Annotated in this window: 21 protein-coding genes and 1 tRNA gene; 11 read left to right on the plus strand and 11 right to left on the minus strand. The window is 52.9% G+C overall.

The annotated features are described in order from the left end of the window. Nucleotides 1-113: 113 nt before the first annotated feature. Nucleotides 114-1772, plus strand: a complete 1659-nt coding sequence (locus ACT3TR_RS07255; RefSeq protein WP_192535803.1) for an ATP-dependent nuclease — start codon at nucleotides 114-116, stop codon at nucleotides 1770-1772. Beyond that, nucleotides 1765-2967 carry a UvrD-helicase domain-containing protein gene (locus tag ACT3TR_RS07260; RefSeq protein WP_096277305.1) on the plus strand — a complete coding sequence of 401 codons (1203 nt, stop codon included), beginning with the start codon at nucleotides 1765-1767 and terminating at the stop codon, nucleotides 2965-2967. Before ACT3TR_RS07255 ends, ACT3TR_RS07260 begins: the two co-directional genes overlap by 8 nt. Before the next feature lie 216 nt (nucleotides 2968-3183). Here the strand turns inward: ACT3TR_RS07260 and ACT3TR_RS07265 are convergent. Further along, nucleotides 3184-3260: transfer RNA gene (locus ACT3TR_RS07265), tRNA-Arg, on the minus strand. A 143-nt stretch (nucleotides 3261-3403) separates the two neighbouring features. Here ACT3TR_RS07265 and ACT3TR_RS07270 point away from each other — a divergent pair. Further along, entirely contained in the window at nucleotides 3404-4402 is a 999-nt protein-coding gene (locus ACT3TR_RS07270; protein ID WP_096277303.1) for a TRAP transporter substrate-binding protein, read from the plus strand. A gap of 92 nt (nucleotides 4403-4494) precedes the next feature. Here ACT3TR_RS07270 and ACT3TR_RS07275 read toward each other — a convergent pair whose 3' ends face one another. Both ACT3TR_RS07275 and ACT3TR_RS07280 read right to left on the minus strand, forming a co-directional pair. Further along, on the minus strand, nucleotides 4495-5880 hold the full coding sequence (locus ACT3TR_RS07275; RefSeq protein WP_096277301.1) for an FAD-binding oxidoreductase: 1386 nt from the start codon (nucleotides 5878-5880) through the stop codon (nucleotides 4495-4497). Between the two features lie 211 nt (nucleotides 5881-6091). Continuing rightward, complete coding sequence (locus ACT3TR_RS07280; protein WP_176483354.1) at nucleotides 6092-6613, minus strand: TetR family transcriptional regulator; 522 nt, start codon at nucleotides 6611-6613, stop codon at nucleotides 6092-6094. A 109-nt stretch (nucleotides 6614-6722) separates the two neighbouring features. Between ACT3TR_RS07280 and ACT3TR_RS07285 the strand changes: the two genes are divergently transcribed. The 5 genes from ACT3TR_RS07285 (at nucleotide 6723) to fdhD (ending at nucleotide 11135) form a co-directional block, all read left to right on the plus strand. Next, on the plus strand, nucleotides 6723-7145 hold the full coding sequence (locus tag ACT3TR_RS07285) for a PACE efflux transporter (protein ID WP_096277297.1): 423 nt from the start codon (nucleotides 6723-6725) through the stop codon (nucleotides 7143-7145). A 262-nt stretch (nucleotides 7146-7407) separates the two neighbouring features. Next, nucleotides 7408-8406, plus strand: coding sequence for a TRAP transporter substrate-binding protein (locus ACT3TR_RS07290; protein WP_096282244.1), 999 nt, complete (start codon nucleotides 7408-7410; stop codon nucleotides 8404-8406). A gap of 1 nt (nucleotide 8407) precedes the next feature. Further along, a complete protein-coding gene (locus ACT3TR_RS07295) occupies nucleotides 8408-8932 on the plus strand; it encodes a TRAP transporter small permease (protein WP_096277295.1) in 525 nt (174 codons plus the stop codon). Further along, nucleotides 8929-10191, plus strand: a complete 1263-nt coding sequence (locus ACT3TR_RS07300) for a TRAP transporter large permease (protein WP_096277293.1) — start codon at nucleotides 8929-8931, stop codon at nucleotides 10189-10191. Before ACT3TR_RS07295 ends, ACT3TR_RS07300 begins: the two co-directional genes overlap by 4 nt. 152 nt (nucleotides 10192-10343) lie before the next feature. Beyond that, a complete protein-coding gene (gene fdhD, locus ACT3TR_RS07305) occupies nucleotides 10344-11135 on the plus strand; it encodes a formate dehydrogenase accessory sulfurtransferase FdhD (protein WP_096282243.1) in 792 nt (263 codons plus the stop codon). 246 nt (nucleotides 11136-11381) lie between these two features. Here the strand turns inward: fdhD and ureG are convergent, their stop codons facing one another. The 6 genes from ureG to ACT3TR_RS07335 all read right to left on the minus strand — a co-directional run bounded on the left by ureG (nucleotide 11382) and on the right by ACT3TR_RS07335 (nucleotide 15805). Continuing rightward, complete coding sequence (ureG, locus tag ACT3TR_RS07310) at nucleotides 11382-12017, minus strand: urease accessory protein UreG (RefSeq protein ID WP_096277291.1); 636 nt, start codon at nucleotides 12015-12017, stop codon at nucleotides 11382-11384. 62 nt (nucleotides 12018-12079) lie between these two features. Continuing rightward, on the minus strand, nucleotides 12080-12793 hold the full coding sequence (locus ACT3TR_RS07315; protein ID WP_096277289.1) for an urease accessory protein UreF: 714 nt from the start codon (nucleotides 12791-12793) through the stop codon (nucleotides 12080-12082). After that, complete coding sequence (ureE, locus tag ACT3TR_RS07320) at nucleotides 12783-13298, minus strand: urease accessory protein UreE (protein ID WP_096277287.1); 516 nt, start codon at nucleotides 13296-13298, stop codon at nucleotides 12783-12785. Before ureE ends, ACT3TR_RS07315 begins: the two co-directional genes overlap by 11 nt. Nucleotides 13299-13446: 148 nt before the next feature. Further along, complete coding sequence (ureC, locus tag ACT3TR_RS07325) at nucleotides 13447-15162, minus strand: urease subunit alpha (RefSeq protein ID WP_096277284.1); 1716 nt, start codon at nucleotides 15160-15162, stop codon at nucleotides 13447-13449. Further along, nucleotides 15159-15479: an urease subunit beta gene (locus ACT3TR_RS07330; RefSeq protein ID WP_096277282.1), complete on the minus strand. Its 321-nt coding sequence runs from the start codon at nucleotides 15477-15479 to the stop codon at nucleotides 15159-15161. Before ACT3TR_RS07330 ends, ureC begins: the two co-directional genes overlap by 4 nt. A 23-nt stretch (nucleotides 15480-15502) precedes the next feature. Further along, nucleotides 15503-15805 (minus strand): urease subunit gamma, encoded by a 303-nt coding sequence (locus ACT3TR_RS07335; protein ID WP_096277280.1) that lies wholly within the window; start codon nucleotides 15803-15805, stop codon nucleotides 15503-15505. Nucleotides 15806-16087: 282 nt separating this feature from the next. Here ACT3TR_RS07335 and ACT3TR_RS07340 point away from each other — a divergent pair, with 282 nt between their 5' ends. Both ACT3TR_RS07340 and fauA read left to right on the plus strand, forming a co-directional pair. Continuing rightward, entirely contained in the window at nucleotides 16088-17020 is a 933-nt protein-coding gene (locus ACT3TR_RS07340; RefSeq protein WP_096277278.1) for a helix-turn-helix transcriptional regulator, read from the plus strand. A gap of 129 nt (nucleotides 17021-17149) precedes the next feature. After that, complete coding sequence (fauA, locus tag ACT3TR_RS07345; protein ID WP_096277276.1) at nucleotides 17150-19291, plus strand: TonB-dependent alcaligin siderophore receptor FauA; 2142 nt, start codon at nucleotides 17150-17152, stop codon at nucleotides 19289-19291. Nucleotides 19292-19324: 33 nt separating this feature from the next. Here the strand turns inward: fauA and ACT3TR_RS07350 are convergent, their stop codons facing one another. Together ACT3TR_RS07350 and ACT3TR_RS07355 are read right to left on the minus strand one after the other, a co-directional pair. Continuing rightward, nucleotides 19325-20209 carry an urease accessory protein UreD gene (locus ACT3TR_RS07350; protein ID WP_192535804.1) on the minus strand — a complete coding sequence of 295 codons (885 nt, stop codon included), beginning with the start codon at nucleotides 20207-20209 and terminating at the stop codon, nucleotides 19325-19327. Nucleotides 20210-20673: 464 nt separating this feature from the next. Next, nucleotides 20674-21312 carry a TetR/AcrR family transcriptional regulator gene (locus ACT3TR_RS07355; RefSeq protein ID WP_096277272.1) on the minus strand — a complete coding sequence of 213 codons (639 nt, stop codon included), beginning with the start codon at nucleotides 21310-21312 and terminating at the stop codon, nucleotides 20674-20676. A 201-nt stretch (nucleotides 21313-21513) separates the two neighbouring features. Here ACT3TR_RS07355 and ACT3TR_RS07360 point away from each other — a divergent pair, with 201 nt between their 5' ends. After that, entirely contained in the window at nucleotides 21514-23316 is a 1803-nt protein-coding gene (locus ACT3TR_RS07360; protein WP_192535805.1) for an ABC transporter ATP-binding protein, read from the plus strand. Nucleotides 23317-23318 lie beyond the last annotated feature (2 nt).

A 23318-nucleotide genomic window follows, 5' to 3' on the forward strand; every position in this document is an offset into this window, starting at 1 on the left:
AAGTAAATTGTGCTAATCTAAATTCAGTGAAGCAACAATATAAGTTGTGGAAAAGATCTAATTAAGCTAAAAAATGGCACTTTATACAGCTGATATAAAAAGGGGAATTTAGAATGCAAGTAAAATCAATAAAACTTCTTAATTTCAAAAAATTCATAAACAATTATTTTGAATTCAACGATGATGTTAACATTTTTGTTGGAGATAATAATTCTGGAAAAAGCACCATTCTTGAGGCACTAGAGATAGTACTTAACTATAATTACAGGGGACGTCCTTTTAATGCAGAGTTCACTCCTGATCTTTTCAACCAGGAGGCAGTTAATAACTTCCTAAACTCTGACAAATCATCTAGGTATTTGCCCAGCCTTATCATTGAAGCCTATATTAATGGCGTACCTGAGTATAAAGGAACAAATAATAGCTTAAAAACTGATAGTCAAGGTGTCGTAGTGCAGGCATTATTCGACAAAACATTGGAAGACGTTTACAACCAATATCTGTTAACAAAACCAAACATAACCGCAATCCCAATAGAGTTCTACAAAGTAGAGTGGCTTGATTTTGGCTGGAACCCTATTAAAGCAATTGCTAAAAAATTTAAAGCACTATACATCGATCCCACACGCCTACACCCAACAATGGGTAAAAACCAGTACATATCATCCATTTTGAATACCGCATTGGAGAAAGAAGAGCTGGTAAAACTTACTCTTAATTATAGAGAAAACCAGCAGATTTTTAACGACTCAGAAGAGGTTAAGACGGTCAACGGCAATCTAGATACTGATCATTTAATCACTGATAAGAAACTAACTATTGCAGCTAGCACATTACCAGCAGGCTCTATTCAGACAGGGTTACAGCTTAAAGTTGATGAAGTGCCTTTTCAGTTCATCGGAAAGGGTGAACAGAGCAACGTTCAAATCAAGCTGGCAATTCAGAACAAATCCAAGGACATTGATCTGGTGATGATGGAGGAACCAGAAAACCACCTTTCCCACACAAATTTAAGCAGACTAGTGCACTACATTGAAAATCAGCGAAGCAATAAGCAACTATTTTTAACCACACACAGCTCTTATGTATTGAATAAGCTAAGTATTGACAAAATCTGCCTTCTGCAGTCGGATTATAAAAGGCTGGATAGGCTAGACCCTAAAGTGGTAAAAACACTCAAACGACTTCCTGGATATGACACATTACGGGTGGCACTATCCAACAGGGTAATATTAGTTGAAGGACCCTCAGACGAGTTAGTTCTCAAAAAAATCTACTATCGCAAACATGGCCGACTTCCTGAACAGGATGGAATCGATATAATTGTCGTACGCGGCGTGGGTTTCGATACGTTCATTGCGGTGGGTAAGGAGATCGGAACAAAGATTCATGTGCTTAGGGATAATGACGGAGATTATGAAAGAAACGTAATTGCAGCGCGCTTGGAATACACCGATTTTCCCAATATTCAGCTTTTCTCTTCTGAAAGTGATCTTGAATTCTCACTTGAGCCAGCATTGATTTACGCCAATGCTAATAACTTAGAAATGCTTGATGCCTTTGCAGAGATGGTTTTGTCGACTCAGACTAAAAATCTCTACAATAAAAAATCCACTTTGGAAGATAGGCGTGAATTTCTGATCGATTGGTTCAGGAGTATTAAAGGCAATGGCAAGGGTACAAGGAAGGTCGATTCTGCAATCAAGCTGTTTGATGGCTCGCTAGAATTTGAATACCCAGCTTTCCTCGATGAGGTATTCAATTTTGACTAACGAACTATGGATTGCAGGCGCTGGATCGGGCAAAACGCATAAAATCATTACAGACGCTATCAATATTATTGACGGAGGTGGGAGAGTTCTTGTCATTACTTACACCATCAATAATCAAGCAGAACTTCGCTCTCGCTTCGTCGAACTTTACGGTAAAAGTAGCGAAGATTTTGTAGTAAAAGGACTATTTTCTTTCTACTTGGAAGATATGGTGAGACCTTATCAGAACTTAGTATTCACTGATCGCATCACGGCTATCGCCTTCACTGAGAATAATCCTCACTTATGGCCAGGTTCTACCAAGTACAAGAAAAACCGTGGCGAGAAGCTCGATGACGGTTTAATAAATCCGCTTCATTACCTCACACCATGTAAAACTCAGGTCTACTCAGGGTTATTAGCCAAATTAGCGGCCCTTATCGCAAAGCAATCAACAAATGCTCCTGCGAAGCGGCTCCAAGACATCTACCACCGAGTTTTCTTCGATGAAGTCCAAGATTTAGTAGGATGGGATTATGAAGTAATTAAGTCACTCAGCAAAATAATGCCCTCCACTATTTGCTGCGTGGGTGATTTCCGTCAAACAATTTATAGCACTACATTTGGACATAAGGCACCAAAGACGTCTCAACAAAAAATAAAATACTTTCATAAGCTTAAATTTAAGCAGCACTCAATGCCTACAAATCGCAGGTGCATTCAGAGCATCTGTGACCTCTCTGACACAATTCATCCTAATATGTACGTAAGGGCAGTGTCAGAAGTAGATAATATTCCGGATGAAATTGCTCACCATTATGGCACCTACTTAGTTAAAAAATCCCAAGTTAATGATTATATAAAATATCTAAATCCTCAGATTTTACGGTGGTCGTCAACTACAGGTAAAAGCTATCTTCCGGCCAATCTTTCATGGCACACCTTTGGTTCAAGCAAAGGACTTGGATTCAATCGTGTATTAATTATACCTCCGAAGAAACATATTGATTTTTTAAGTGGAGACACTGAAGCATTTAATAAGGATAAGACGGATGAGTCTAGAAACAAACTTTATGTAGCAATTACGAGAGCTCGTTATAGCCTAGCTATTCTAGTCGACGACAAGCTTGTGGGAAAGATACCTTACCCAGTATGGAACGACACAATCAACTCCACCACTTATCCAAAAAATAATTTAAATTCCAACAGAACTTAATATTCGAAATAAGAGAAACAGGCATTCTTCATAATCATCTGCAATCAAAAACTTTGATAGATTATAACTAAAAACTGAACAGCCTCATGCCAAAAAATCTATTTATGCGAATAAAACTCCTCTCATTACTATAAATAGTATTAACAATCCTTTCACCTGAAGGTTGGCCCATAAAAGAGGGGCCTGCGATTTCTCGCAGGCCCCTCTTTTACAATTTGGCGCGCCCGGCAGGATTTGAACCTGCGACCCTCGGCTTCGGAGGCCGATACTCTATCCAACTGAGCTACGGGCGCTTGTGGGTGCGTATCGTAACCGTGCGGGCGCGATGTGTCCAGCCGTATGCCGCTTGAGCCCTTTGGTCAATTGACCCTTTTCCTTTCTCTGGTGCATGCTTCGTAGGTACTTTCTCACCTTCGTACATTGGGAACATAATAAAATGAAAACATTTGCACGCAGCACGCTGGCATTGGGCATCTCACTGGCGTTAGTTAGCGCCGCGAACGCTGCTGATTTTGCGGATATGGACCCCGTTAATCTGCGTTTGGCCCACGTGGTCAATGAGCAGGACGGTTTCCACATCGCCGCCATCAAATTTGAAGAACTGGTAGAAGAACGCACCGATGGCAAGGTGACGATCGAGATTTTCCCCAACGCGACACTGGGCGACGAGCGCACGCTGCTGGAAGGCATGCAGATCGGCACCGTGGATATGGGCGTAATCACCAACGGGCCGGTGGCCAACTTTGTGGAAGAGATGGCGGTGTTTGAATTGCCGTTCCTGTTTCCCTCGCCAGACGCCGCTTATGGAGTGCTTGATGGCCCGATTGGCCAGGAGCTGCTGGATAAGCTATCAGACGTCAACCTGAAAGGCTTGGCCTACGCCGAGCGCGGCTTTCGTAACCTGACCAACAGCGAGCGGGCGATTAACGCGCCAGAAGATCTTGATGGCCTGCGCATCCGCGTGATGGAGAACCCGGTGTATACCGACACTTTCCGTGAACTAGGCGCCAACGCGATTCCCATGGCCTGGACCGAAGCCCTCACCGCGATGCAGCAGGGCACGATCGACGGGCAGGAAAACCCGGTGAACGTGATCCATTCGTTCAAGCTCGATGAAACCCAAAATTACATGACGCTTTCTCGCCATACCTACGCACCGGCTATTTTTGTGATGGGCATGCCGGTCTGGAATCAGTTGCCCGAGCCCGTGCAGGTGGTGTTGAAAGAGTCGGCGCAGGAAGCGGCGGAGTATGAGCGCCAGGTCAACGCTGAGATGGAAGCTGAGCAGTTAGCAGCGCTGCGCGAAGCGGGCATGGAGATCAACGAAACGCCGGATATGGAAGCGTTCCAAGCAGCGGTTGCGCCAGTTTATGAAAAGTACGGCGAACAGTTTGGCGATTACCTACCGCGCATTCGCGAAGCGTTGAGCGAGTAAGCAGCATCTTAAGCATTGCGTAATTCGTTAACGCAAAAGGCCACCGTTGGGTGGCCTTTTGCTTAGATTAAAGCAGCTATTACATATCGCGCTTAGGCTAAAATTTTGCCAGGATTGAGCAGGTTCTTAGGGTCTAGCGCCAGCTTCATGCGCTTCATCAGCGCGATTTCTTCTGGCGAGCGTGAAAGCGCCAGGTAGTCGCGTTTTTCCAGCCCCACGCCGTGCTCGGCGGAAATCGAGCCGTTGTATTTTACTAGCGAACCGTACACCAGCTCTTCCACTTCGCGGCGGCTGTGCGGGCTGGCGTCGCGCACCGTAATCATAATGTGCAGGTTGCCATCGCCCAAATGACCAAACACGACCATCGTGCCGGTTTCCGGCCACTGCGCGTTTAGCTTGCCCTCTAGCGCCGTTACGTATTCATTCATATGCGTGATCGGTAGGCTGATATCGTAAGAGAACATGGGATTAAGCTCATGCACCAGCGTTTCGATATCCTCGCGCACGTCCCAAATGCCCTGGCGCTGCGTGCTTGAGTTGGCCAGCACGGCATCGGTGATTAACCCAGCTTCCAGCGCTTTTTCTAGCACGCGTGCGAACGCCTCGGCTTCTTGCTTTTCATCGGAGCCCAGGGTTTCGATGATGGCATAGAACGGTGAGTCGGTTGCCAACAGCGGCGTATGTTTGGTCGTGGCGGAGGTCATCAACGCGTAGTGATTATTCCACAGCGCTTCAAAGGCGCTCAGACTGTTCGCGAGGTCTTTAGATGCGAGCTTCAGCAGCGATGTCAGCGCGTCAAACGAGGGCACGGCGACCAGGGCCGTTTGCTCGCTGGGCATATTGGGATGCAGGCGCAACACGGCGCGTGTAACGATCCCTAGCGTGCCTTCGCTGCCGATGAACATCTGTTTGAGATCATAGCCGGCGTTATTTTTCAGCATGGTATTCATCGAACTCACCACGGTGCCGTCACTCAATACTACCTCTAGCCCCAGCACCTGCTGGCGCATCATACCGTAGCGTATAACTCGGATACCGCCCGCGTTGGTAGCGATGTTGCCACCAATGGTGCAAGAACCACGCGCCCCCAGGTCGAGTGCAAACTGCATATCGATCTCTTGGGCAGCTTCCTGGACACGCTGAAGCGTCACGCCTGCCTGTACCTGCATCGTCGAACCGATCGCATCGATGGCCTCAATCTGATTCATCAGCTCTAGCGATACCACCAGCTCATTGGGGCTGGCCACGGCGCCGTGCACGATGCCGGTTAACCCGCCGTGCGTCACCACCGGCTGCTTGGCGGCATGGCATTTCGCCATTACTTGGCTGAGTTGCTCGGTCGATTGCGGTCTGATGATCGCTTTCGCTTCGCAAGGCGCTTTGGTGAACCAGTCGACGCTTCGCAGCGCGATATCGTCGCCTAGCAGCACACCTGTTTTGCCTACGATGTTTAAAAGATCGTTAATCAGCGTGTCCATTATCTGTTCCTATTATGGCCAGTCGGCGCAGTGAGCAATCTGGCGAGTTACGGGTTTTTCCGGGCTGAATAAAGACCATTGTCATTTCTTGCTTCTTTGCCCAAGCAGCCAGGGTGGCACTGATGTATTCCGGGCCAAATTCACTATGTCATTACACTTCGACGATGATAGGTATGCAAGGCGGCTAGGACATAATGGAAGCGAAACTGCTTCAGCCGACCATCTCTTCGATGTCGCGAAAGATTAACGCCCACTTATCGTCGTCTATCTCCAAACCAACGAGGTTGCGTAGAAGAAATGCGCCCTCTGCCGCCAAATAGGCAAGTCTGCGCTGTCGACTCTCCCAATCATTTGCGTCCAGATCGTCTATGCGAACCCGGTACCAGCTCTGCATTTCTGAGCTGGCGTAGCCGCTGCTTGCTAGTGTGGCGAGCATCGCGGAGACGGTCCTGCCGACGTGACTCTCTTCTCGTTGTGTAGACTGGAGGTGGGCTTTCAAACGGGCATCAGCAGTTCTGTTATCCCCGAGAATGGCTTGGTACTCCTCAGCCTCGCGGACCATCCACCTCGCCAGTAACGCCTCGACCATCGCCTCGCGGGTGCCGAAGACTGTCTGCACACTTGCCTTCGACAAGGAAGCTGCTTTAGCTAATGATCCGAACGACAACGAAGCGGCGCCTCCGCTGGCAATCACACCTTCCGCCAAATCGAGCAACTGTTCACGATCGATCAATCTCGGCCTAGCCATACTATTTCCCTTTTCACCCTGTTAAAATACGGTCGTATTTATATACTGACATACCTAATGTCGCAAGTTTTCAATCAAGCAGGATCGAATGTAAATGACTCTCTCTCCACTCGCTCGCCGGGCCACCTACGTGGTAGTTTTTGAAACATTCGCAATCGCTCTTGCGACATTACTTCTCATGGCTCTCAACGGGGGTGAAGCACACAGTTCGCTACCAGTTGCAGCTGCAAGCTCCCTTGCCGCAGTGGTCTGGAATTTCATCTATAACACGCTCTTCGAACGGTGGGAGATGAGCCGCAGTATTCAGGCCCGTTCCCTTGGCCTGCGTGTTGCCCATGCCGTTGGTTTTGAAGGTGGCCTGGTCATCATTTTAATCCCTCTGTTCATGTGGTGGTACCAAGTGGGGCCGCTCGATGCACTTAAAATGGAAGTGGCGCTACTGGTTTTCTTCCTGGTCTTCACCTTCGTGTTCACGTGGATTTTCGATCACTTAGTGCCGATCAAGCGCGAGGCTTGATCAGCAAACTTTCTCCTGCCAAAAACATCCACTTTTGACCGATCTTTGCCTATCGCGTTTCTGGTGTCGATAGGATTACCTCTTGAGCCCGCGTTCTAGCACTTTTTTTCTTTCTATGATGAATCACAGGAGTAGAATCATTTATTTGTGCGCTAAAACCAATATGCTATAGGTGACGCCCCTGTCACAGATAGCCCCTTGTCTCACTATAAAAAACTGCCCACTCCAAGGAGATCACGTGGATAACGCCACACGTTCCAATATGCCTTACCAGCTGCTTCAGCGCGCGACGCTAGCCATGGTTTGCACCAGCCTTCTGGGGCTTTCGCTGGCCACTCATGCTGACACGCTACCCGCCACCACGCTGCGCTTGGCACACGTTGTTAATAGCGATGACACTTACCACATTGCGGCAACGCGCTTTCAAGAACTGCTCAGCGAAAAGAGCGACGGCGCGATTAGCATCGAAATTTTCCCCAATGCTTCGCTAGGCGATGAGCGTACGCTGCTGGAAGGTATGCAGATTGGTACCGTCGATATGGGCGTTATTACCAACGGGCCGGTGGCTAACTTCGTTGATGAGTTTTCCGTTTTTGAGCTGCCGTTTCTGTTCCCATCTGCCGAAGCCGCCTACTCGGTGTTAGATGGTGACATCGGCCAGGAGATCCTCGACAAGCTGGAAGGCGTCAATCTCAAAGGGCTGGCTTACGCCGAGCGCGGTTTTCGTAACATCACCAATAGCCGCAACGCGATTAATACCCCTGACGATCTTGATGGTTTAAGGCTGCGCGTGATCGAGAACGAAGTGTATGTGGATACCTTCCGCACGCTGGGTTCCAACGCCGTGCCGATGGCCTGGACCGAAGCACTGACCGCCCTACAGCAAGGCACCATTGATGGGCAGGAAAACCCCATCAATGCGATCTATGCGTTCAACCTGGCGGAAACTCAGGATTACCTGACCATGACCCGCCACATTTACGCACCGGCGCTGTTTATTATGAGCCTGCCCAAGTGGAATTCACTGCCCGAAGACGTGCAGACCTTAGTGCTTGAGGCATCACGTGAGGCATCGGCCTACGCACGTGAACAAAATGCGGAAATGGAAGCCGAGCAGTTAGCCGCCCTTGAAGCCGCCGGTATGGAAATCAACGACTCGCCGGATATTGAAGCGTTTCAGGCCGCGGTAGCCCCGGTCTACGAAAAATACGGCAGTCAGTTCGGTGACTACCTCCCCCGTATCCAGGAGGCGCTGCAGTAACGTGGCCACTTTGTCGCAATCGTTATTATCACTATTAAGAGGCATTGAGCGCGGGCTGGATAAGATTCTCCAGCCTATCGTGTTCCTTGGCATGGCTGCCCTGATTGGCGTGATCACGCTACAAATTGTCTCTCGGGTGCTATTTAGCGCCGTCGGCTGGACCGAAGAAGTCGCCCGTTTTCTACTGGTATGGATCACCTTTTTGGCCGGCACCCTGGCGTTTCAGCGCGGGCGGCATATTGCCGTGACCTTTGCGGTGGATGCCCTACCCGGCCGTCTGCGCCAAGCGGCACGGGTTATCGCCCTGCTCATCGTGCTGGCCTTTATGATCACGCTGATTGTGATTGGCTACCGTTATATGCAGGTGCAGAGCTTTCAGAAATCCGCCTCGCTGCGCCTGTCGATGACCTATGTGTATGCGGTGATGCCGATCTGCGCGGCCATTATGGCATGGTATGCGCTGGTCGATATTCTAGAGCTGCTGCTTAACGGCGAGACCTCCCATCACCAGGAGGAACCGCTATGACGCTGCTGCTATTTGGGCTTTTCTTCCTGTTTATGCTGCTGGGCGTGCCGATCGCTTTTGCGATTGGCGCCAGCGCGCTGTATGCCCTGTACCAGTCGGGCGTACCGCTGATGGTCGTCACCCAGCAGATGTTCCAGGGCATTAACTCCTTTGCGCTGGTCGCGATCCCGATGTTTATTCTGGCCGGTGATTTAATGGCCCAGGGTAAGGTGAGCGAAAAACTGGTCAGCTTTGCCGATTCGCTAGTGGGCTTTATGCGCGGCGGGCTGTCGGTGGTTTCCGTGATGGCGGGCATGTTCTTTGCGGCGATTTCCGGCTCAGGGGCCGCGACCACGGCAGCCGTAGGCTCAAGCCTAGTACCAGAGCTTAAACGCAAGGGCTACGACCCGGCCTCGGCGGCTAGCCTGATCGCGGCGAGCGGCACCATTGGCGTGGTCATTCCGCCCTCGGTGCCGATGATTATCTATGCGGTCATCGCCCAACAGTCGGTATCCAAGCTGTTTTTAAACGGCTTTTTGCCAGGGCTCGCGATGGGATTAGGGCTAATGGCCATCGCCATTGCGCAGGCCTATAAGCGCCAATACCCTAAAGGTACGCCGCTATCACTAGCCACTATTCTGCGCACCTTTAAAGATGCCAGCTGGGGGCTGATGACGCCGGTGATCATCCTGGGCGGTATTTTCACGGGGCTATTCACACCGTCAGAAGCAGCGGTCGTCGCGGTCAATTACGCCATGCTGGTATCGCTGCTTGTGTATCGTGACCTAACGCTGGTGCAGGTTTATAAGCTGTTGATTCGCTCTGCGATGACCACGGCGGTGATTATGCTGGTGATTGCGATGTCAGCGGTGCTGAGCTGGACGCTCTCCAGCTGGCAGGTGCCGGGCGCCATTGCCCAAGCCGTGCTGTCGCTCTCGACCAACCCCTACGTGATTATGCTGCTGGTGGTCGGCGTTATTTTGCTCACCGGGGTGTTTATTGAAACGGCCAGCGCGCTGATTATTCTCACGCCGGTACTGCTGCCGCTGGTGCTTCAGCTGGGGATTGATCCTATTCACTTTGGTTTGATCATTGTGGTGGGGCTTTCCATTGGAATGATTACCCCGCCGGTGGCGATTAACCTTTACGTGGCGTCATCGATCACGCAGCTGCCGCTTGAGCGCATCACCCGCGCCATCGTGCCGTACTTATTGGGGCTGATTGGCGTGCTGCTGCTGGTCGTTTACGTGCCGATACTCATGGGCTGGTCAGGGCGTTAGCAGCGTTGGAATTTACTGACCGCAGCCCTTCCCCTTCAATGCCTTTGACCAAGCCCAGGATGGCTTGGTCGGGCTTAGCAGGAGACACCATGAACGCACAGCGCCCAAAAAGCTCGTCATCTCCACCAGAGGCCGCCTTGGCGTATCAGCCAATGGAGGTACGCCACGATGCCAGCGGCTGGCATGCCAACGCTCAGGAGGACATGCTGGCACTGGAAGTACCGGTGGCGCTGGTCTACAACGGTATCTCCCACGCGGTGATGATGGCCAGCCCTACCGACCTGGAAGACCTGGCGCTGGGGTTCAGCCTTTCTGAAGGTATCCTTGCCCATCCGCACGAGTGCTACGACATGGAACTACGTGAGGAAGAGCATGGGCTGGCCGTTCAACTGACAATTTCGACCCAAAGACTGGTGGAACTCAAACAGCGCCGCCGCAACCTGACCGGCCGCACCGGCTGCGGTCTATGCGGCACCGAATCCCTGGAACAAGCGATTAGCCCGATTCCCCATGTGATTGCGCCAGCGCTGAGCGACGCGGCTATTCAGCATGCCCTGGGCGAATTACTCGCTCACCAGCCGTTACAGGCGGTGACTGGCGCCAGCCACGGTGCTGCTTGGTGCGATTTAAATGGACGAATTCAACGGTTACGCGAGGATGTTGGCCGCCACAATGCGCTAGACAAGCTGATCGGCTCCTTGGCCGGCGATGGGGTGCTGCTTGATGAAGGCTTTGTGCTGGTCTCAAGTAGGGCTAGCTACGAGATGGTGCACAAGTGTGCCAGCGCAGGCATTGGTGCACTGGTCGCTGTCTCTGCGGCCACGGCGCTGGCGGTGGAACAGGCCCGCGAGGCGGGTTTACTGCTGGCTGGCTTTGCACGCCCAGGTCGTCATTTGATCTATCACCGCCCTCTTACAACAGCTGCCTATGCACAGGATGGCTAACGCGAAAGCCCCTAAACTGAAGGCCTTATATGTGCCATTTTTGCCCACTTTAGGTATTTTTCTACTGTGTAAGCAGTTATTTAGCTAACAATTGTAGGTTTCATAACATGGGTTAAGGTGTGCATTACCTTAGTCGTCCAATCTACTTAGGTGGTGGCCAAGGATGGCCCGTTTTTAGCAAGCAGCTAACCACATTCTTCAGTTGCCCTGACCACTTAAACCGCCTGGTCAGGGCGGCTTTTTTGTTTATAGGGCTGCCGCAACATCAGGCCGACGCTCGTCAAGCATTCCTTTATCGAGAATAAAGCGGATGATCTCCTCAAGCCCCACCCCATCATAAAGATTGGTAAATACAAAGGGGCGCTCGCCGCGCATCTTTTTAGAATCTCGCGCCATAATGTCTAACGAAGCGTGCACCTGTTCCGCGATATCCATTTTATTGATAATCAGCAAATCGGACTTGGTGATCCCTGGCCCGCCCTTGCGTGGAATTTTGTCGCCGGCAGAAACGTCGATCACGTAAAGCGTTAGATCGGAAAGCTCAGGGCTAAAGGTCGCTGAAAGATTATCGCCCCCCGACTCCACCATCACCAGCTCAAGCTTAGGATGACGCGCCTGTAGCTCATCAATGGCGGCAAGGTTCATCGAAGCATCTTCACGAATAGCCGTATGCGGGCAGCCGCCGGTTTCCACGCCCAAAATGCGATCGGCAGGCAGGGCATCGTGTTTGAGCAAAAAATCGGCATCTTCGCGGGTATAGATATCATTAGTGACCACGGCAATATCGTAATAATCGCGCAGCGCTAAGCAAAGCTGCTTGAGCAGCGCCGTTTTACCGGAACCCACCGGGCCGCCTACTCCAATACGTAAACAGTGCGTCATAACATGTCCTCAATAAGCGGATTAACTGCTGAGCTATCTAACGTCTACAAAACGTGAATCTGTTAGCTTCTAAACAGGCGTGAATATTGCGTTTCGTGTAATGCGCTGGCGAGCGCCAACCCAGGCAGCACAGGGCCTAGCTCGTCGTCATATAACGTCAGCGCATGATCAACGGCATCAACCAAAGCGGGGCGCAGCTGCTCAATAATACGCTGCGCAGCGGTGTGACCAAGCGGTAGCGCTTTGCAGGCCACGGCTAGCTGATTTTCCAGCCACGCCCAGGCAAAGCCGAGCAACATTTGCCGAATAGACGCGCCACGCAAGTGGGCCGCAAAGGCAAATAGCGTCACATAGCCTGGGTGGGCCGGTAACAAGGGCGGTAGTAAGTCTTCACTCGGCATCAGATTTAAGCTGCCCAACAAGCGCTTTAACGATGCGCCCAGGCGGCTATCTTCAGCGGCTAACTCCGCCGTTTCCCGCGTGGCGGCCAGCCACTCATCCCACTGCGCGATTGAATCACGGTCTGCGTCATCAATGGCCTTGTGCAGCCGTGCCAGTACCGGTAGTTCGCAGCGTGTTATGCCATCTTCCAAGACGCCGCACAGCCATTCAGTCAGGCTGGCCTCATCCCGTACCCAATCAAGCTCAAATGCGCTTTCCAAGCCTTGCGAGAAAGCAAATGCCCCGATGGGCAACGCCGGGCTAACCAGTTGCATCAGCCCCAACAGCGCTAAATCGTCGTGCTGCCCGGCGGATGCGGTTTGCTCAGTGGGCATGGTGGTGATCGTGATCGTGCACATGGTCGTGGCCGTGCGCATGGCCATGGGAGTGCCCACCGCCTACTTGGCTATAGGCGCCCGGCTCTGGGTCGAAGGTCGCGTCATGGTGCTCCAGCGTGGCGCCCAACAGCACGGCTAGTTCCTCCAGCACGTGATCTGGCGGGAAGCGCACCCAGCTGCCTTTTTCATCGTCACCTAAGGCTAACTGAACGTGGCGATTACCCAGATGATAGGCCAGTCGCGCTAGCGGTAAGCCAGTACTCACTCGCGCGGTAACCACCGGTTCTATGGCGGCGCAGATGCGTACCACTTCGCCGCTTTCGGCTTTTAGGCCTTCGCCGCTACGCAGTACCGGCCCGCGATCTAAAAACAACCCAAGCTCACGGCCACTGTCGCTTTTGGCTTTCAGGCGTCCACGAATTCGCAGCTCAAAGGGCAGCGTTAGTGTATCGCTAGCAGCGCTCTCGTTTATCGGCCCTAAACGTTCTATCAGTTTTAGCATGACTAGCGTCCTTTCTCGCTCGGTGCGGCTGTGCCGGGGGTAGGCAGTAGAGAGGGTCTTTTGCCATGGATGGCAAAAGTAGCGTACACGGACGTATTCACAGCGCCCTCTCGTAGGCCTATCCCCGGCGCCCCGGATAATAGTTCAATCAAAACAAGTGATAGCGCTGGGCCAGCGGCAGTTCGGTGGCCGGCTCGCAGGTTAAAATTTCGCCGTCACAGCGCACTTCATAGGTTTGCGGGTCCACGGTTAATTCAGGACACGCATCGTTCAACTTCATATCTTTTTTACGCACGCCGCGCACGTTTTTACACGCAGCCAGCGTACTTTGCAGGCCCAGGCGCTCCTTAATACCGGCATCTAGCGCGGCCTGGCTAACGAAGTTGAGTCGAATTTGACTGGTGGCACGGCCGAAAGCGCCAAACATGGGCCGGTAGTGAACCGGCTGGGGTGTGGGGATTGACGCATTGGGATCGCCCATGGGCGCGCCCACAATCATGCCGCCTTTTAAAATCAGTGCCGGTTTAACGCCGAAGAAAGCAGGCTTCCACAGCACTAAGTCAGCCAGTTTACCCACTTCCACCGACCCCACTTCATGAGCAATACCGTGCGTGATCGCGGGGTTGATGGTGTATTTAGCGATATAGCGCTTAGCGCGAAAGTTATCGGCGCCCAGCGCTTCATCTTCTGGCAGTAAGCCGCGCTGTACTCTCATTTTATGCGCGGTTTGCCAAGTACGGCAGACCACCTCGCCTACGCGCCCCATGGCTTGGGAGTCTGAGGCAATCATCGAGATCACGCCAAGGTCATGCAGAATGTCTTCAGCGGCAATGGTTTCGCGGCGAATACGCGAATCGGCAAACGCCACGTCTTCAGGAATATTAGGGTCGAGGTGATGACACACCATCAGCATATCGAGATGCTCGTCGATGGTATTGATCGTGTAGGGCCGTGTCGGGTTGGTGGATGACGGCAGCACATACTCTTTCGAACAGGCGGTCAGAATATCCGGCGCGTGGCCGCCGCCCGCCCCTTCCGTGTGATAGGTGTGAATACCGCGCTCTTTAAAGGCTGCCAGGGTGTCTTCGACAAAACCCGACTCGTTTAGCGTGTCAGTATGAATAGCAATCTGCACATCATACTTTTCCGCCACGGTTAAGCAGTTATCAATGGAGGCCGGCGTGGTACCCCAGTCTTCGTGGAGCTTTAGGCCCATGGCACCCGCTTCTAGCTGGGCCTCAAGCGCTTCGGGCAGGCTGGCATTGCCTTTCCCCAGCAGGCCGATATTCATCGGCAGGTCATCAACGGCTTGCAGCATTTTACCAATATGCCATGCGCCGGGCGTACAGGTCGTGGCGTTGGTACCGGTAGCCGGCCCGGTGCCGCCGCCTAGCATCGTGGTGATGCCACTCATCAATGCTTCTTCGACCTGCTGGGGGCAAATAAAGTGAATATGCGAGTCGATGCCGCCAGCGGTAAGAATTTTGCCTTCGCCTGAAATAATTTCAGTACCGGGACCAATCACGATATCAACATCGGGCTGTACGTCCGGGTTGCCAGATTTGCCAATCGCAGCGATACGGCCATTTTGCAGCCCTACATCGGCTTTAACGATGCCCCACCAGTCTAAAATCAGCGCGTTGGTGATGACGGTATCCATCACCGAGTCATCAACACGCTGGCTTTGGCCCATACCATCGCGAATCACTTTGCCACCGCCGAACTTCACTTCATCACCGTAGTGAGTGGCGTCTTTTTCGACTTCAATCCACAGCTCGGTATCGCCTAAGCGAACCCGGTCGCCCACCGTAGGGCCGTACATATCGGCGTAGGCTCGCCGACTGATCTTGTTGGTCGGTTTCATTGTTTACCTCCGTCGAGCGCGCCCATGACTTCGCCACGAAAGCCATAAATTTCGCGCTTGCCGACAAACGGAATTAGCGTGACTTCACGGGTCTGGCCAGGCTCAAAGCGAATCGCCGTGCCTGCTGCCACGTCTAAACGAAAGCCGCGGGTTTTGACGCGATCGAAAATGAGCGCGGGATTGGCTTCTGCAAAATGATAGTGAGAGCCTAGCTGGATGGGGCGGTCACCGGTATTCGCAACGTCTACCGTAATGCGCTCACGCCCCACGCACAGCTCGATATCGCCCTCTTTTAACTGATACTCACCAGGAATCATCGTATCTTCTCCAAGAGGGGCGCTTAGTTGATGGGGGTATGCACAGTGACCAGCTTGGTGCCATCCGGAAACGTGGCTTCTACCTGGACTTCGTCAACCATCTCGGCAACGCCTTCCATTACGTCTTCACGGCTAAGTATTTCACGGCCATAGCTCATTAAATCCGCCACGCTGCGGCCATCCCGAGCACCTTCCATAATCTCGAAGCTGATAAGCGCCACCGCTTCCGGGTAATTGAGTTTTAAACCACGTGCCTTGCGGCGCTCCGCCAATTGGGCGGCTGAGAACAGCAGCAGCTTGTCTTTGTCTCTCGGGGTTAGTTCCATGAGGTGTCTCCGTTACATAGGTTAGGCGGGACTGTAGTAACATAGCGCAACCCATGTACCAAAATGGTGAATAAAAGGAAAAGAAATTAAAATTCAAAAACTTATAATTAATCACTGGGCTTAGCCGAACGCTTTAAATGCACCAAATCAATCAACCCACCCCGCCCAGGCACCAAAATAGTGCATTTTGGCGTTACCAAGAATTTAAGCATATGCCGTCTTCAAAAAATAAATAAAAACCATTATCATTTAAGGACCTATTCATAGCGGTATTCCCATAACGTGACGGTCTCTCGACGCTACACCATCAATCACTTTCTGGACTATGGCCGTCGCTATTGCATCGACTATCGCTTCCCCGACGTGAATGCCGCCCCCACTTACCTGCCTCATGCAGCCGTTGCTATTGGCCGCGTAGAAGAACATGACTTGATGGACGGGATGGGGCTATTCATTTCCGATCTCGACATTAAGCGCCCCTACCGATCTTGCTCACAGGGCAGTGAAACGTTATTGATTGTCGTGCTGCTAGAAGGCCGGGTCCATTTTGATATTTCAGGCCAGCGCCGCTGGCTAACCGAAGGCGAGGCATGCTGTTTGCGACTGACGGAGGAGCGGACTCTCAGCGCTCTTCACCCCGCCAATCAACGGCTGCGCACGCTATGCCTTTCATTGCAGAAACCGGCGATCAATAGCTGGTGTGGCGCATCTTCTGCTAAAACCATGTCTCATACGTGGCGATTGAGTGCCGGCTTACGCCTCGCTCTTGAAGAAGGATGCGACCGTGTTGGCTCAGAGCTTGCTCAGCGCACACAGCTTCAAGGACTAGCGTTACAGGTATTAGCGCAAAGCATGTCGGCTCAGCCCCAGCAATGCATAGCACCACCCCTATGCGCTTACCAGGAGCGCCTTGAACAAGTTCGTCGCTGGCTGGATGAAGAACCGCTGCTGAATCATTCATTAGCCCGTTTGGCCGAGCACGCAGCGATGAGCCCAAGCACCCTGTTACGCCACTTTAAGCTGGCCTACGGATTAGCCCCCATCGACTATTTGCGAAAGCGCCGCTTAGCGCTAGCCAAGGAGCTGCTCATGCGTGGTCATAGCGTGCAACAGGCTGCTCACCTAAGTGGCTATCGTCACGCCAGTAATTTCATTACGGCTTTTCGTAAGCTGTATGGCATCTCACCCGGCGGTTTATGCCATCAGGCGGGCTGAATGAAAGTTCCCGCATTTGACGCGATCTGACGATTGCGCATAACGCATGGCTGAGATGGCATAACTATTCCCACTCCATTAATGGAATAATTCTCAATTGTTAAAAAATTCACTTGAGAAGAATAACCGATGCCATCTTTTCCCCGTCTAACGCTCACTGCTTTATTACTGGCATATCCCCTTCACGCATTGGCGGATGCAAAGGAGACGCTCAACAATCTTGTCGTTACCGGAGAGCGGCTTGCCGATAATAGCGAAAGCACGCAGCGATACACGGTGCCGGCTAGCCGTAGTGCAACGGGCTTGTCGCTGACGCCTCGTGAAACGCCGCAATCCGTTAGCATCATTACCCGCCAGCAGATTGATGACCGAGCATTACAAACCAGCGGTGACGTGCTCGCTCAGGTACCTGGCGTTTCACCCAGTCGTGCCGATAGTAACCGTATGAGCTATTCCGCACGCGGCTTCACGATTCGCAGCTTTCAGTTCGATGGGCTGAGCATTCCCATCAACAATTTCTGGAATTTTGGGGATACAGATTGGGATGCTGCTATCTATGACCGTGTGGAAGTAGTACGCGGCGCGACGGGGCTTTTGACGGGTGCAGGCGACCCCTCTGCGAGCGTGAATTTTATCCGCAAACGCCCGCTGCCTGACGCGGCAATCTCGCTTTCTACCAGCATAGGGCGATGGGATCGACGCCGGATAAGCGCTGATGTCTCGACACCGTTAACCAGCGATGGCACGACGGGCATCCGCTTTGTCGCTGCCAAAGATCGCAATGACAGCTTTATTAGCCACCAGGGAGATGATCACGACACGTTATATGGCGTGATCAGCAGTGAACTGTCGTCTGCGACGCAGTTAACGGCAGGCGTTGAATACCAGCGCAATGACTCTGATGGCATGGGCTCTGGCGTGCCCGTTTTTTACGCCGATGGCGACCGCACCGACTTTGATCGCAGTGCCTCTAACAATACCGCCTGGTCAACGTTCTATAACGAAACCACGCGCGCGTTTGCAGACCTCAGCCACACGCTGGATAACGGCTGGACCTTGCGGGCGGCCTACAGCCATAACGACGGTAACTACGGCATGCAGTACCTATACCGTGGCGGCTACCCCGACCGAGATACCGGCCTTGGCATGTCGAGTTCTTACTTGAACTACCGCGGCAACCGTACTCAGCAAACGGTCAATCTCTCCGCAGAGGGCAATTTTGGCCTCTTGGGGCGCCAGCATGAGCTGGGCATAGGCTGGATGTATAACGAGGACGATTTCGATATTTTGACCGCGTCACCCGCGGGTGCAGCGCCGGATGCCGGTAGCTTCTTCAACTGGCGCGACAGCGTGGTTGCCAAGCCCGCATGGGGAGATTTTGCTAACGCTGATAGCATGCGCGTCACTCAAAGCGGCGGCTATGTGGTCTCACGCTTTTCACTCAGTGACCCGCTGAGCCTGATTGTCGGCGCACGCCTGAGTGACTGGGAGCTGGATCAAAACTACTTCGGCGATGAGCGGCAATATCGCTATAGCAACGAGCTAACGCCCTATGCAGGCCTTGTTTATGACGTGACCGAGCATACCTCGCTATACGCGAGCGCTACAGAAATTTTTCAGACTCAGAACGCTCGCTTTGAAGACGGCTCACTGCTGGATCCTCTGCAGGGGCGTAGCTATGAGATCGGCGCTAAAACCAGCTTGCTGCGAGACCAGCTGGATGCCAGTGTCGCCGTGTTCAGAACAGAGCAAAATAACGCCGCTGAAGCGATCCCGGGCGTAGAGGTTATCGGCCAGCCCGGTACACAGGCAAACCGAAGCATTGATGGTAATCAAGTTAACGGGCTGGAGCTGGAACTCATCGGTGAGGTGCAGCCTGGCTGGAACCTGAGCGCGAGCTACACCTTAGCGCAGGCAGAAACGGCCCAGGGAGAACGCACCAATACGTCCCACCCGCGCCAGCAGCTTAAGCTGTTTACCGCCTACCAGTTGCCGGGCACATGGCACGACCTGACCGTGGGCGGTGGCGTGCGCTGGCAAAGTGATATCTCGCGCGCTGCCTCTAGCCCGAACGGTAGTGTGCAGGTCGGCCAGGATGCTTATGCTGTTGCCGACCTGATGGCCAGATACCGCTTCAATGACAATCTGAACGCTCAGCTAAACGTCAATAATCTCTTCGACAAGGATTACTACGAGCAAATTGGCTTTTATAGCCAGTACTGGCTGGGCGAACCGCGTAGTGCCACCGTTTCATTGAACTGGGATTGGTAAGAACCGGCCGTTAGGGTTGTGTCCACCACAGCCCTAGGTTAACCAGATACGCGGCGTATGCGCTTCACGCTCAATCCAACGCGGACGCAGTAGCCGCCAGGCCTGTTCACACAGCGACCAGGCTTCATTGCGTGAATGCCCCAAGTAGCGCAGCAGCAGTACGCCGTAACGCACGGTGACGGCCCAACGAGGGTTATCCGGCAACGCCTCGCGCAGGGCATCAATAGCGGCAGGTGCATCAGCAATACCTACCGCCCAGAGGGTAGCTTGTACGGTCGCGCCGCCTTGCCCCCAGCGCCCCGCAAAACGTGGGTGTAGCGGGTCTAACGGCTGGCGCTCTAACCACAGCGGTTTGCCATCTAGCGTGAGCCGAAAGTGTTGTTCAATGCGCCCCGAAACGTAGGGCAAATCGCTTGCCGGGCGCCCCAGCGCCATCATTTCCCAACCTAAGCAGCGAGCACTGCCGTGTAGGGCAATATGCGTGCGCTGCTCACCTTTCGAGCCATCAAAGGCGATGGTTTCTTGGGGCAGCCATTCCAGAATCGCGTTATCTTCCACGCTTAGCTGGGTGTGTTGAGCCCAGGCAACGCCTTGGCTGTCGGCTTTATATAGCTTGTTGGCCGCGGGAGTGGTGAGCAGCGCATGGGCACCGCTCTCTACATGAGCACTAATGGTAAGCGCATCGCCACTCACCAGTCCGCCCGGTGGGTGAAGCACGTACACATGGCACGCCTCACTTCGGCCTTCTGGGTAAAACGGCCGTTGCACCCGCAGCGGGCCTTGGTGGCGCGCCTGTACCATGCGGGTAACGCCGTCGCGCTGGGCAAAACGTAAGTCCAACGAAGCCGCCCAGTGGCGGCCTTGATCAAAGCGGTGGCCAGAGGCAAGGGGAGATTTTGCGATATCGCATAGCATCATAATTAGCTATCGCTTCCTTTCAGTAAGCCGTTAGCTAAGTAGTGCAATTAATGCGCCAAAATGGTGAAAAATTATTTTCCAGCTCTAAGACAATGACTTAAACAATTTCTCCCTACACCTAAAAATTTTCAATGCACCACAAAAGATCAAAAAAATAACAATTTGCACCAAACAAGAACGTACAGGCGCTGCTTATGCTGCCAACGGGGCTGCATAAGCAGGTAAATATATCGATTAAAGGGGATAACGCGGCTAGACAACCGCTCTGCCGCAAGGGAGTGAAGGAGCCAGGTATTGGAGAGAGGTGTGGGCAACGTATTAGACATCACCTTGCAAACGTGACATTAGGCTCTGTACGAAAACTGCCTTCGCTCGCCGACTTTTCGTACAAAGCCTAGCCCGCAGGACGCGGCTCTACTTGGCGACTCTGCTTAGCGACTCTGGCCTAACCATTTTACCGGCTCTCAAAGGGCGGAATGGTGAGCTTCCTCAAGTGAGTTTTCGGTCAGTATAACTAGCGCGCCGGTAATCAGCGCCTGCATACCTTGCGCTAGATCAATCTCCATTTCCGCCTCTTCTTCAGCACGATCTACCGCGTCATCAGGCGCCTGTCCTATCACCGAGTAAATCGTGTCTGCCACGGCAAAACAGTGAAAGGCGACCGTCGCAAGCAGCCAACGCGCCTGGGCCTGGGAAATCTCATAGACCTCCGCAATATGCGCTTGGTGCGCATGGATTTTTTCAATCATGGGCTGGGTCGCCGCCAAGCGACGGATTACGTAGGGCGTTAGGCCTGGGTGCGCTTTGACAAACTCGGCTATCGACATGGCAAAGGTGAACAGATACGCCTGAAGCGCTTGGGATTCCTCTCGACGAGCGCGCGGAATGCTCCAGCGTCGAAAAATCTCTTCGGCCACCAACCTCTTCAGCGCCTTGAGATTCGTCACGTGCTTATACAGCGCCATATGGCTGATGCCTAGCGCGCTGGCCACCCCAACAAAGGTGATGTTGGGCAGACCGATTTCGATACCCGCATTGGCAATACGCTCAAGCGTGATGGTAGGCGGCCGCCCGCGTGCTTTAACTGGCTGTTGCGTTGTCATATTGCATCCTTGATCGCTGACGTCCCCTATCTAGCCACTCACTCACCTTAGGGTCAATTAGTTGATTGACATGCAATTATATTAATTAGTTTATTGCCATGAAACTAATTATCTATTAGCCTAACTAAACGCGACTAATTCTCGTTACAGATTGCTGCTATGCAGGTTCGATAACCCCCTATGGCCGAGTACTAACGCTTCATGAGCACGCACGATACATCGAAATCCCAAGGTAAGAGCCCCATCAGCCAAGTGCTGGCCCCTATACGCACACGGCTTTTTGCCGCGGCAATGCTGGCGGGCATCGGCACGATATTAACGATGGTGCCGCTTGCCGGTATGGCACATATCGCCAAGATTCCTGTGTCTGACCCAGGCGCCGCCTGGACGTTATCAACCGCCAGCATGCGTGAAATCGGCTGGGTGGTAGCCGCCAGCGTCGCGAGCCTTTTCGTCGGCATGGGGTGCATGTTCCTGGGCGAGCTGGTCGCGCATCTGGCGGATAACCAACTCACCTACCAGTTACGCTTGGCTGTTATGCGGCGCTTGTCCCAAGCACCGCTTGGCTGGTTTACCAGCCGTGCATCCGGCGATGTAAAACAGGCGATGCAAGACGATATTGCGACGCTGCACAGCCTGACCGCGCACTTTTACACGGCGGTAGGACGCGTGCTTGGCGCCTTACTGATCTCGGTGATCTACCTGCTCGCGCTGGATTGGAAAATCGCCGTGATTACGTTACTGCCGCTGCCCGGTTTCTTTCTTTTCCTGCGCCGGCTGATGCAAGCCGGCAAAGCCAATATGGGTGAGTTTATTGCCCAGCTTGAGCGCATGAATAACGCCATCAATGAATTTGTCTGTGGCATTCCCGTCGTCAAGGCCTTCGGTACCACCGGACAAGCCTATCGTGGCTACCAAGCCGCCGTGGATAGTTTTGCTCATGCCTTTGAGCAATTTACCCGCCCTCTGGTCGCTTCTATGGCGCATGTCCATGCGATGGTGACAACGGGGACGATATTGGGTCTGACGCTCACGTTTGGCATATTTTGCGTCGCCAATGGCTGGTCAGAACCGGTCGATCTGGTGCCCTTCATTCTGGTAGCACCCGGCATCTGCGCTCCGTTACTGCTACTGCATACTTTGCTGCACGACTTAGGCAGTGCCGTTGGCGCCGCCCAGCGCGTCATGGCACTGCTTGAAACGCCGGTGCTGTCATCAATCCCCCCTGATGAGCGCCAGCTCCCAAACAACCATGAAGTACGCTTTGAAAACGTCAGTTACGTCTATGACAACGCTCAAAACGGGCTATCTAACCTTCACTTTACGCTTGCACCTGGCAGCGTGACGGCAATTGTTGGCCCATCTGGTGCGGGCAAGTCCACCCTGGCACGGCTGATGCTGCGCTTTTTTGACCCCACCCATGGGCGCATTACGTTAGGCGGGGTGGATCTGCGCCATCTTGAGATGTCAACGCTCTACCAGCGTATTGGTTTTGTTCTGCAAGACGTGCGTCTTATCCATGCCAGCATTGGTGACAACATTGCGTTGGGCCGACCTTCGGCCAGCCAACAGGAAATCGAGGATGCCGCTCGCGCGGCGAATATTCACGAACGTATTGCAGCGCTCCCTCAAGGCTATCGCTCGATTATTGGCGAGGATATTCAACTGTCAGGTGGCGAGCAGCAGCGTGTCAGTATCGCCCGCGCCATATTACTTGATCCGCCTCTATTGGTGCTGGACGAGGCGACAGCAGCCGTTGACGCCAGCAACGAACTGGCCATTCAGCAGGCACTTTCGCGTTTAACCCAGGGGCGCACGCTTGTGATTATTTCGCATCACCTAAATTCGATTATGCACGCCGACCACATTCTGGTACTCGATGACGGCAAGGTCGCTGAGCAAGGCGATCACGACCAACTGCTAGCCAGCAAGGGTCTTTATGCTCGCCTTTGGGCACTGGAAGAGATAACAAACTCACTGGAATCGAAGGTGGCAGCGTGCTGAAA

Origin of the sequence: Halomonas sp. AOP12-B1-6 (genome assembly GCF_052379225.1) — a bacterium.
Taxonomy (GTDB): domain Bacteria; phylum Pseudomonadota; class Gammaproteobacteria; order Pseudomonadales; family Halomonadaceae; genus Vreelandella; species Vreelandella casei.

What these genes read in the sequence shown, in the direction of transcription:
- ACT3TR_RS07290 (WP_096282244.1), top strand. Translation starts at nt 7,408, where the DNA reads ATGCCTTACCAGCTGCTTCAGCGCGCGACGCTAGCCATGGTTTGCACC.
- ACT3TR_RS07335 (WP_096277280.1), bottom strand. Translation starts at nt 15,805, where the DNA reads ATGGAACTAACCCCGAGAGACAAAGACAAGCTGCTGCTGTTCTCAGCC.
- ACT3TR_RS07275 (WP_096277301.1), bottom strand. Translation starts at nt 5,880, where the DNA reads ATGGACACGCTGATTAACGATCTTTTAAACATCGTAGGCAAAACAGGT.
- ACT3TR_RS07270 (WP_096277303.1), top strand. Translation starts at nt 3,404, where the DNA reads ATGAAAACATTTGCACGCAGCACGCTGGCATTGGGCATCTCACTGGCG.
- fdhD (WP_096282243.1), top strand. Translation starts at nt 10,344, where the DNA reads ATGGAGGTACGCCACGATGCCAGCGGCTGGCATGCCAACGCTCAGGAG.
- ACT3TR_RS07255 (WP_192535803.1), top strand. Translation starts at nt 114, where the DNA reads ATGCAAGTAAAATCAATAAAACTTCTTAATTTCAAAAAATTCATAAAC.
- ureE (WP_096277287.1), bottom strand. Translation starts at nt 13,298, where the DNA reads ATGCTAAAACTGATAGAACGTTTAGGGCCGATAAACGAGAGCGCTGCT.
- ACT3TR_RS07315 (WP_096277289.1), bottom strand. Translation starts at nt 12,793, where the DNA reads ATGCCCACTGAGCAAACCGCATCCGCCGGGCAGCACGACGATTTAGCG.
- fauA (WP_096277276.1), top strand. Translation starts at nt 17,150, where the DNA reads ATGCCATCTTTTCCCCGTCTAACGCTCACTGCTTTATTACTGGCATAT.
- ureG (WP_096277291.1), bottom strand. Translation starts at nt 12,017, where the DNA reads ATGACGCACTGTTTACGTATTGGAGTAGGCGGCCCGGTGGGTTCCGGT.
- ACT3TR_RS07300 (WP_096277293.1), top strand. Translation starts at nt 8,929, where the DNA reads ATGACGCTGCTGCTATTTGGGCTTTTCTTCCTGTTTATGCTGCTGGGC.
- ACT3TR_RS07360 (WP_192535805.1), top strand. Translation starts at nt 21,514, where the DNA reads ATGAGCACGCACGATACATCGAAATCCCAAGGTAAGAGCCCCATCAGC.
- ACT3TR_RS07355 (WP_096277272.1), bottom strand. Translation starts at nt 21,312, where the DNA reads ATGACAACGCAACAGCCAGTTAAAGCACGCGGGCGGCCGCCTACCATC.
- ACT3TR_RS07285 (WP_096277297.1), top strand. Translation starts at nt 6,723, where the DNA reads ATGACTCTCTCTCCACTCGCTCGCCGGGCCACCTACGTGGTAGTTTTT.
- ureC (WP_096277284.1), bottom strand. Translation starts at nt 15,162, where the DNA reads ATGAAACCGACCAACAAGATCAGTCGGCGAGCCTACGCCGATATGTAC.
- ACT3TR_RS07350 (WP_192535804.1), bottom strand. Translation starts at nt 20,209, where the DNA reads ATGATGCTATGCGATATCGCAAAATCTCCCCTTGCCTCTGGCCACCGC.
- ACT3TR_RS07330 (WP_096277282.1), bottom strand. Translation starts at nt 15,479, where the DNA reads ATGATTCCTGGTGAGTATCAGTTAAAAGAGGGCGATATCGAGCTGTGC.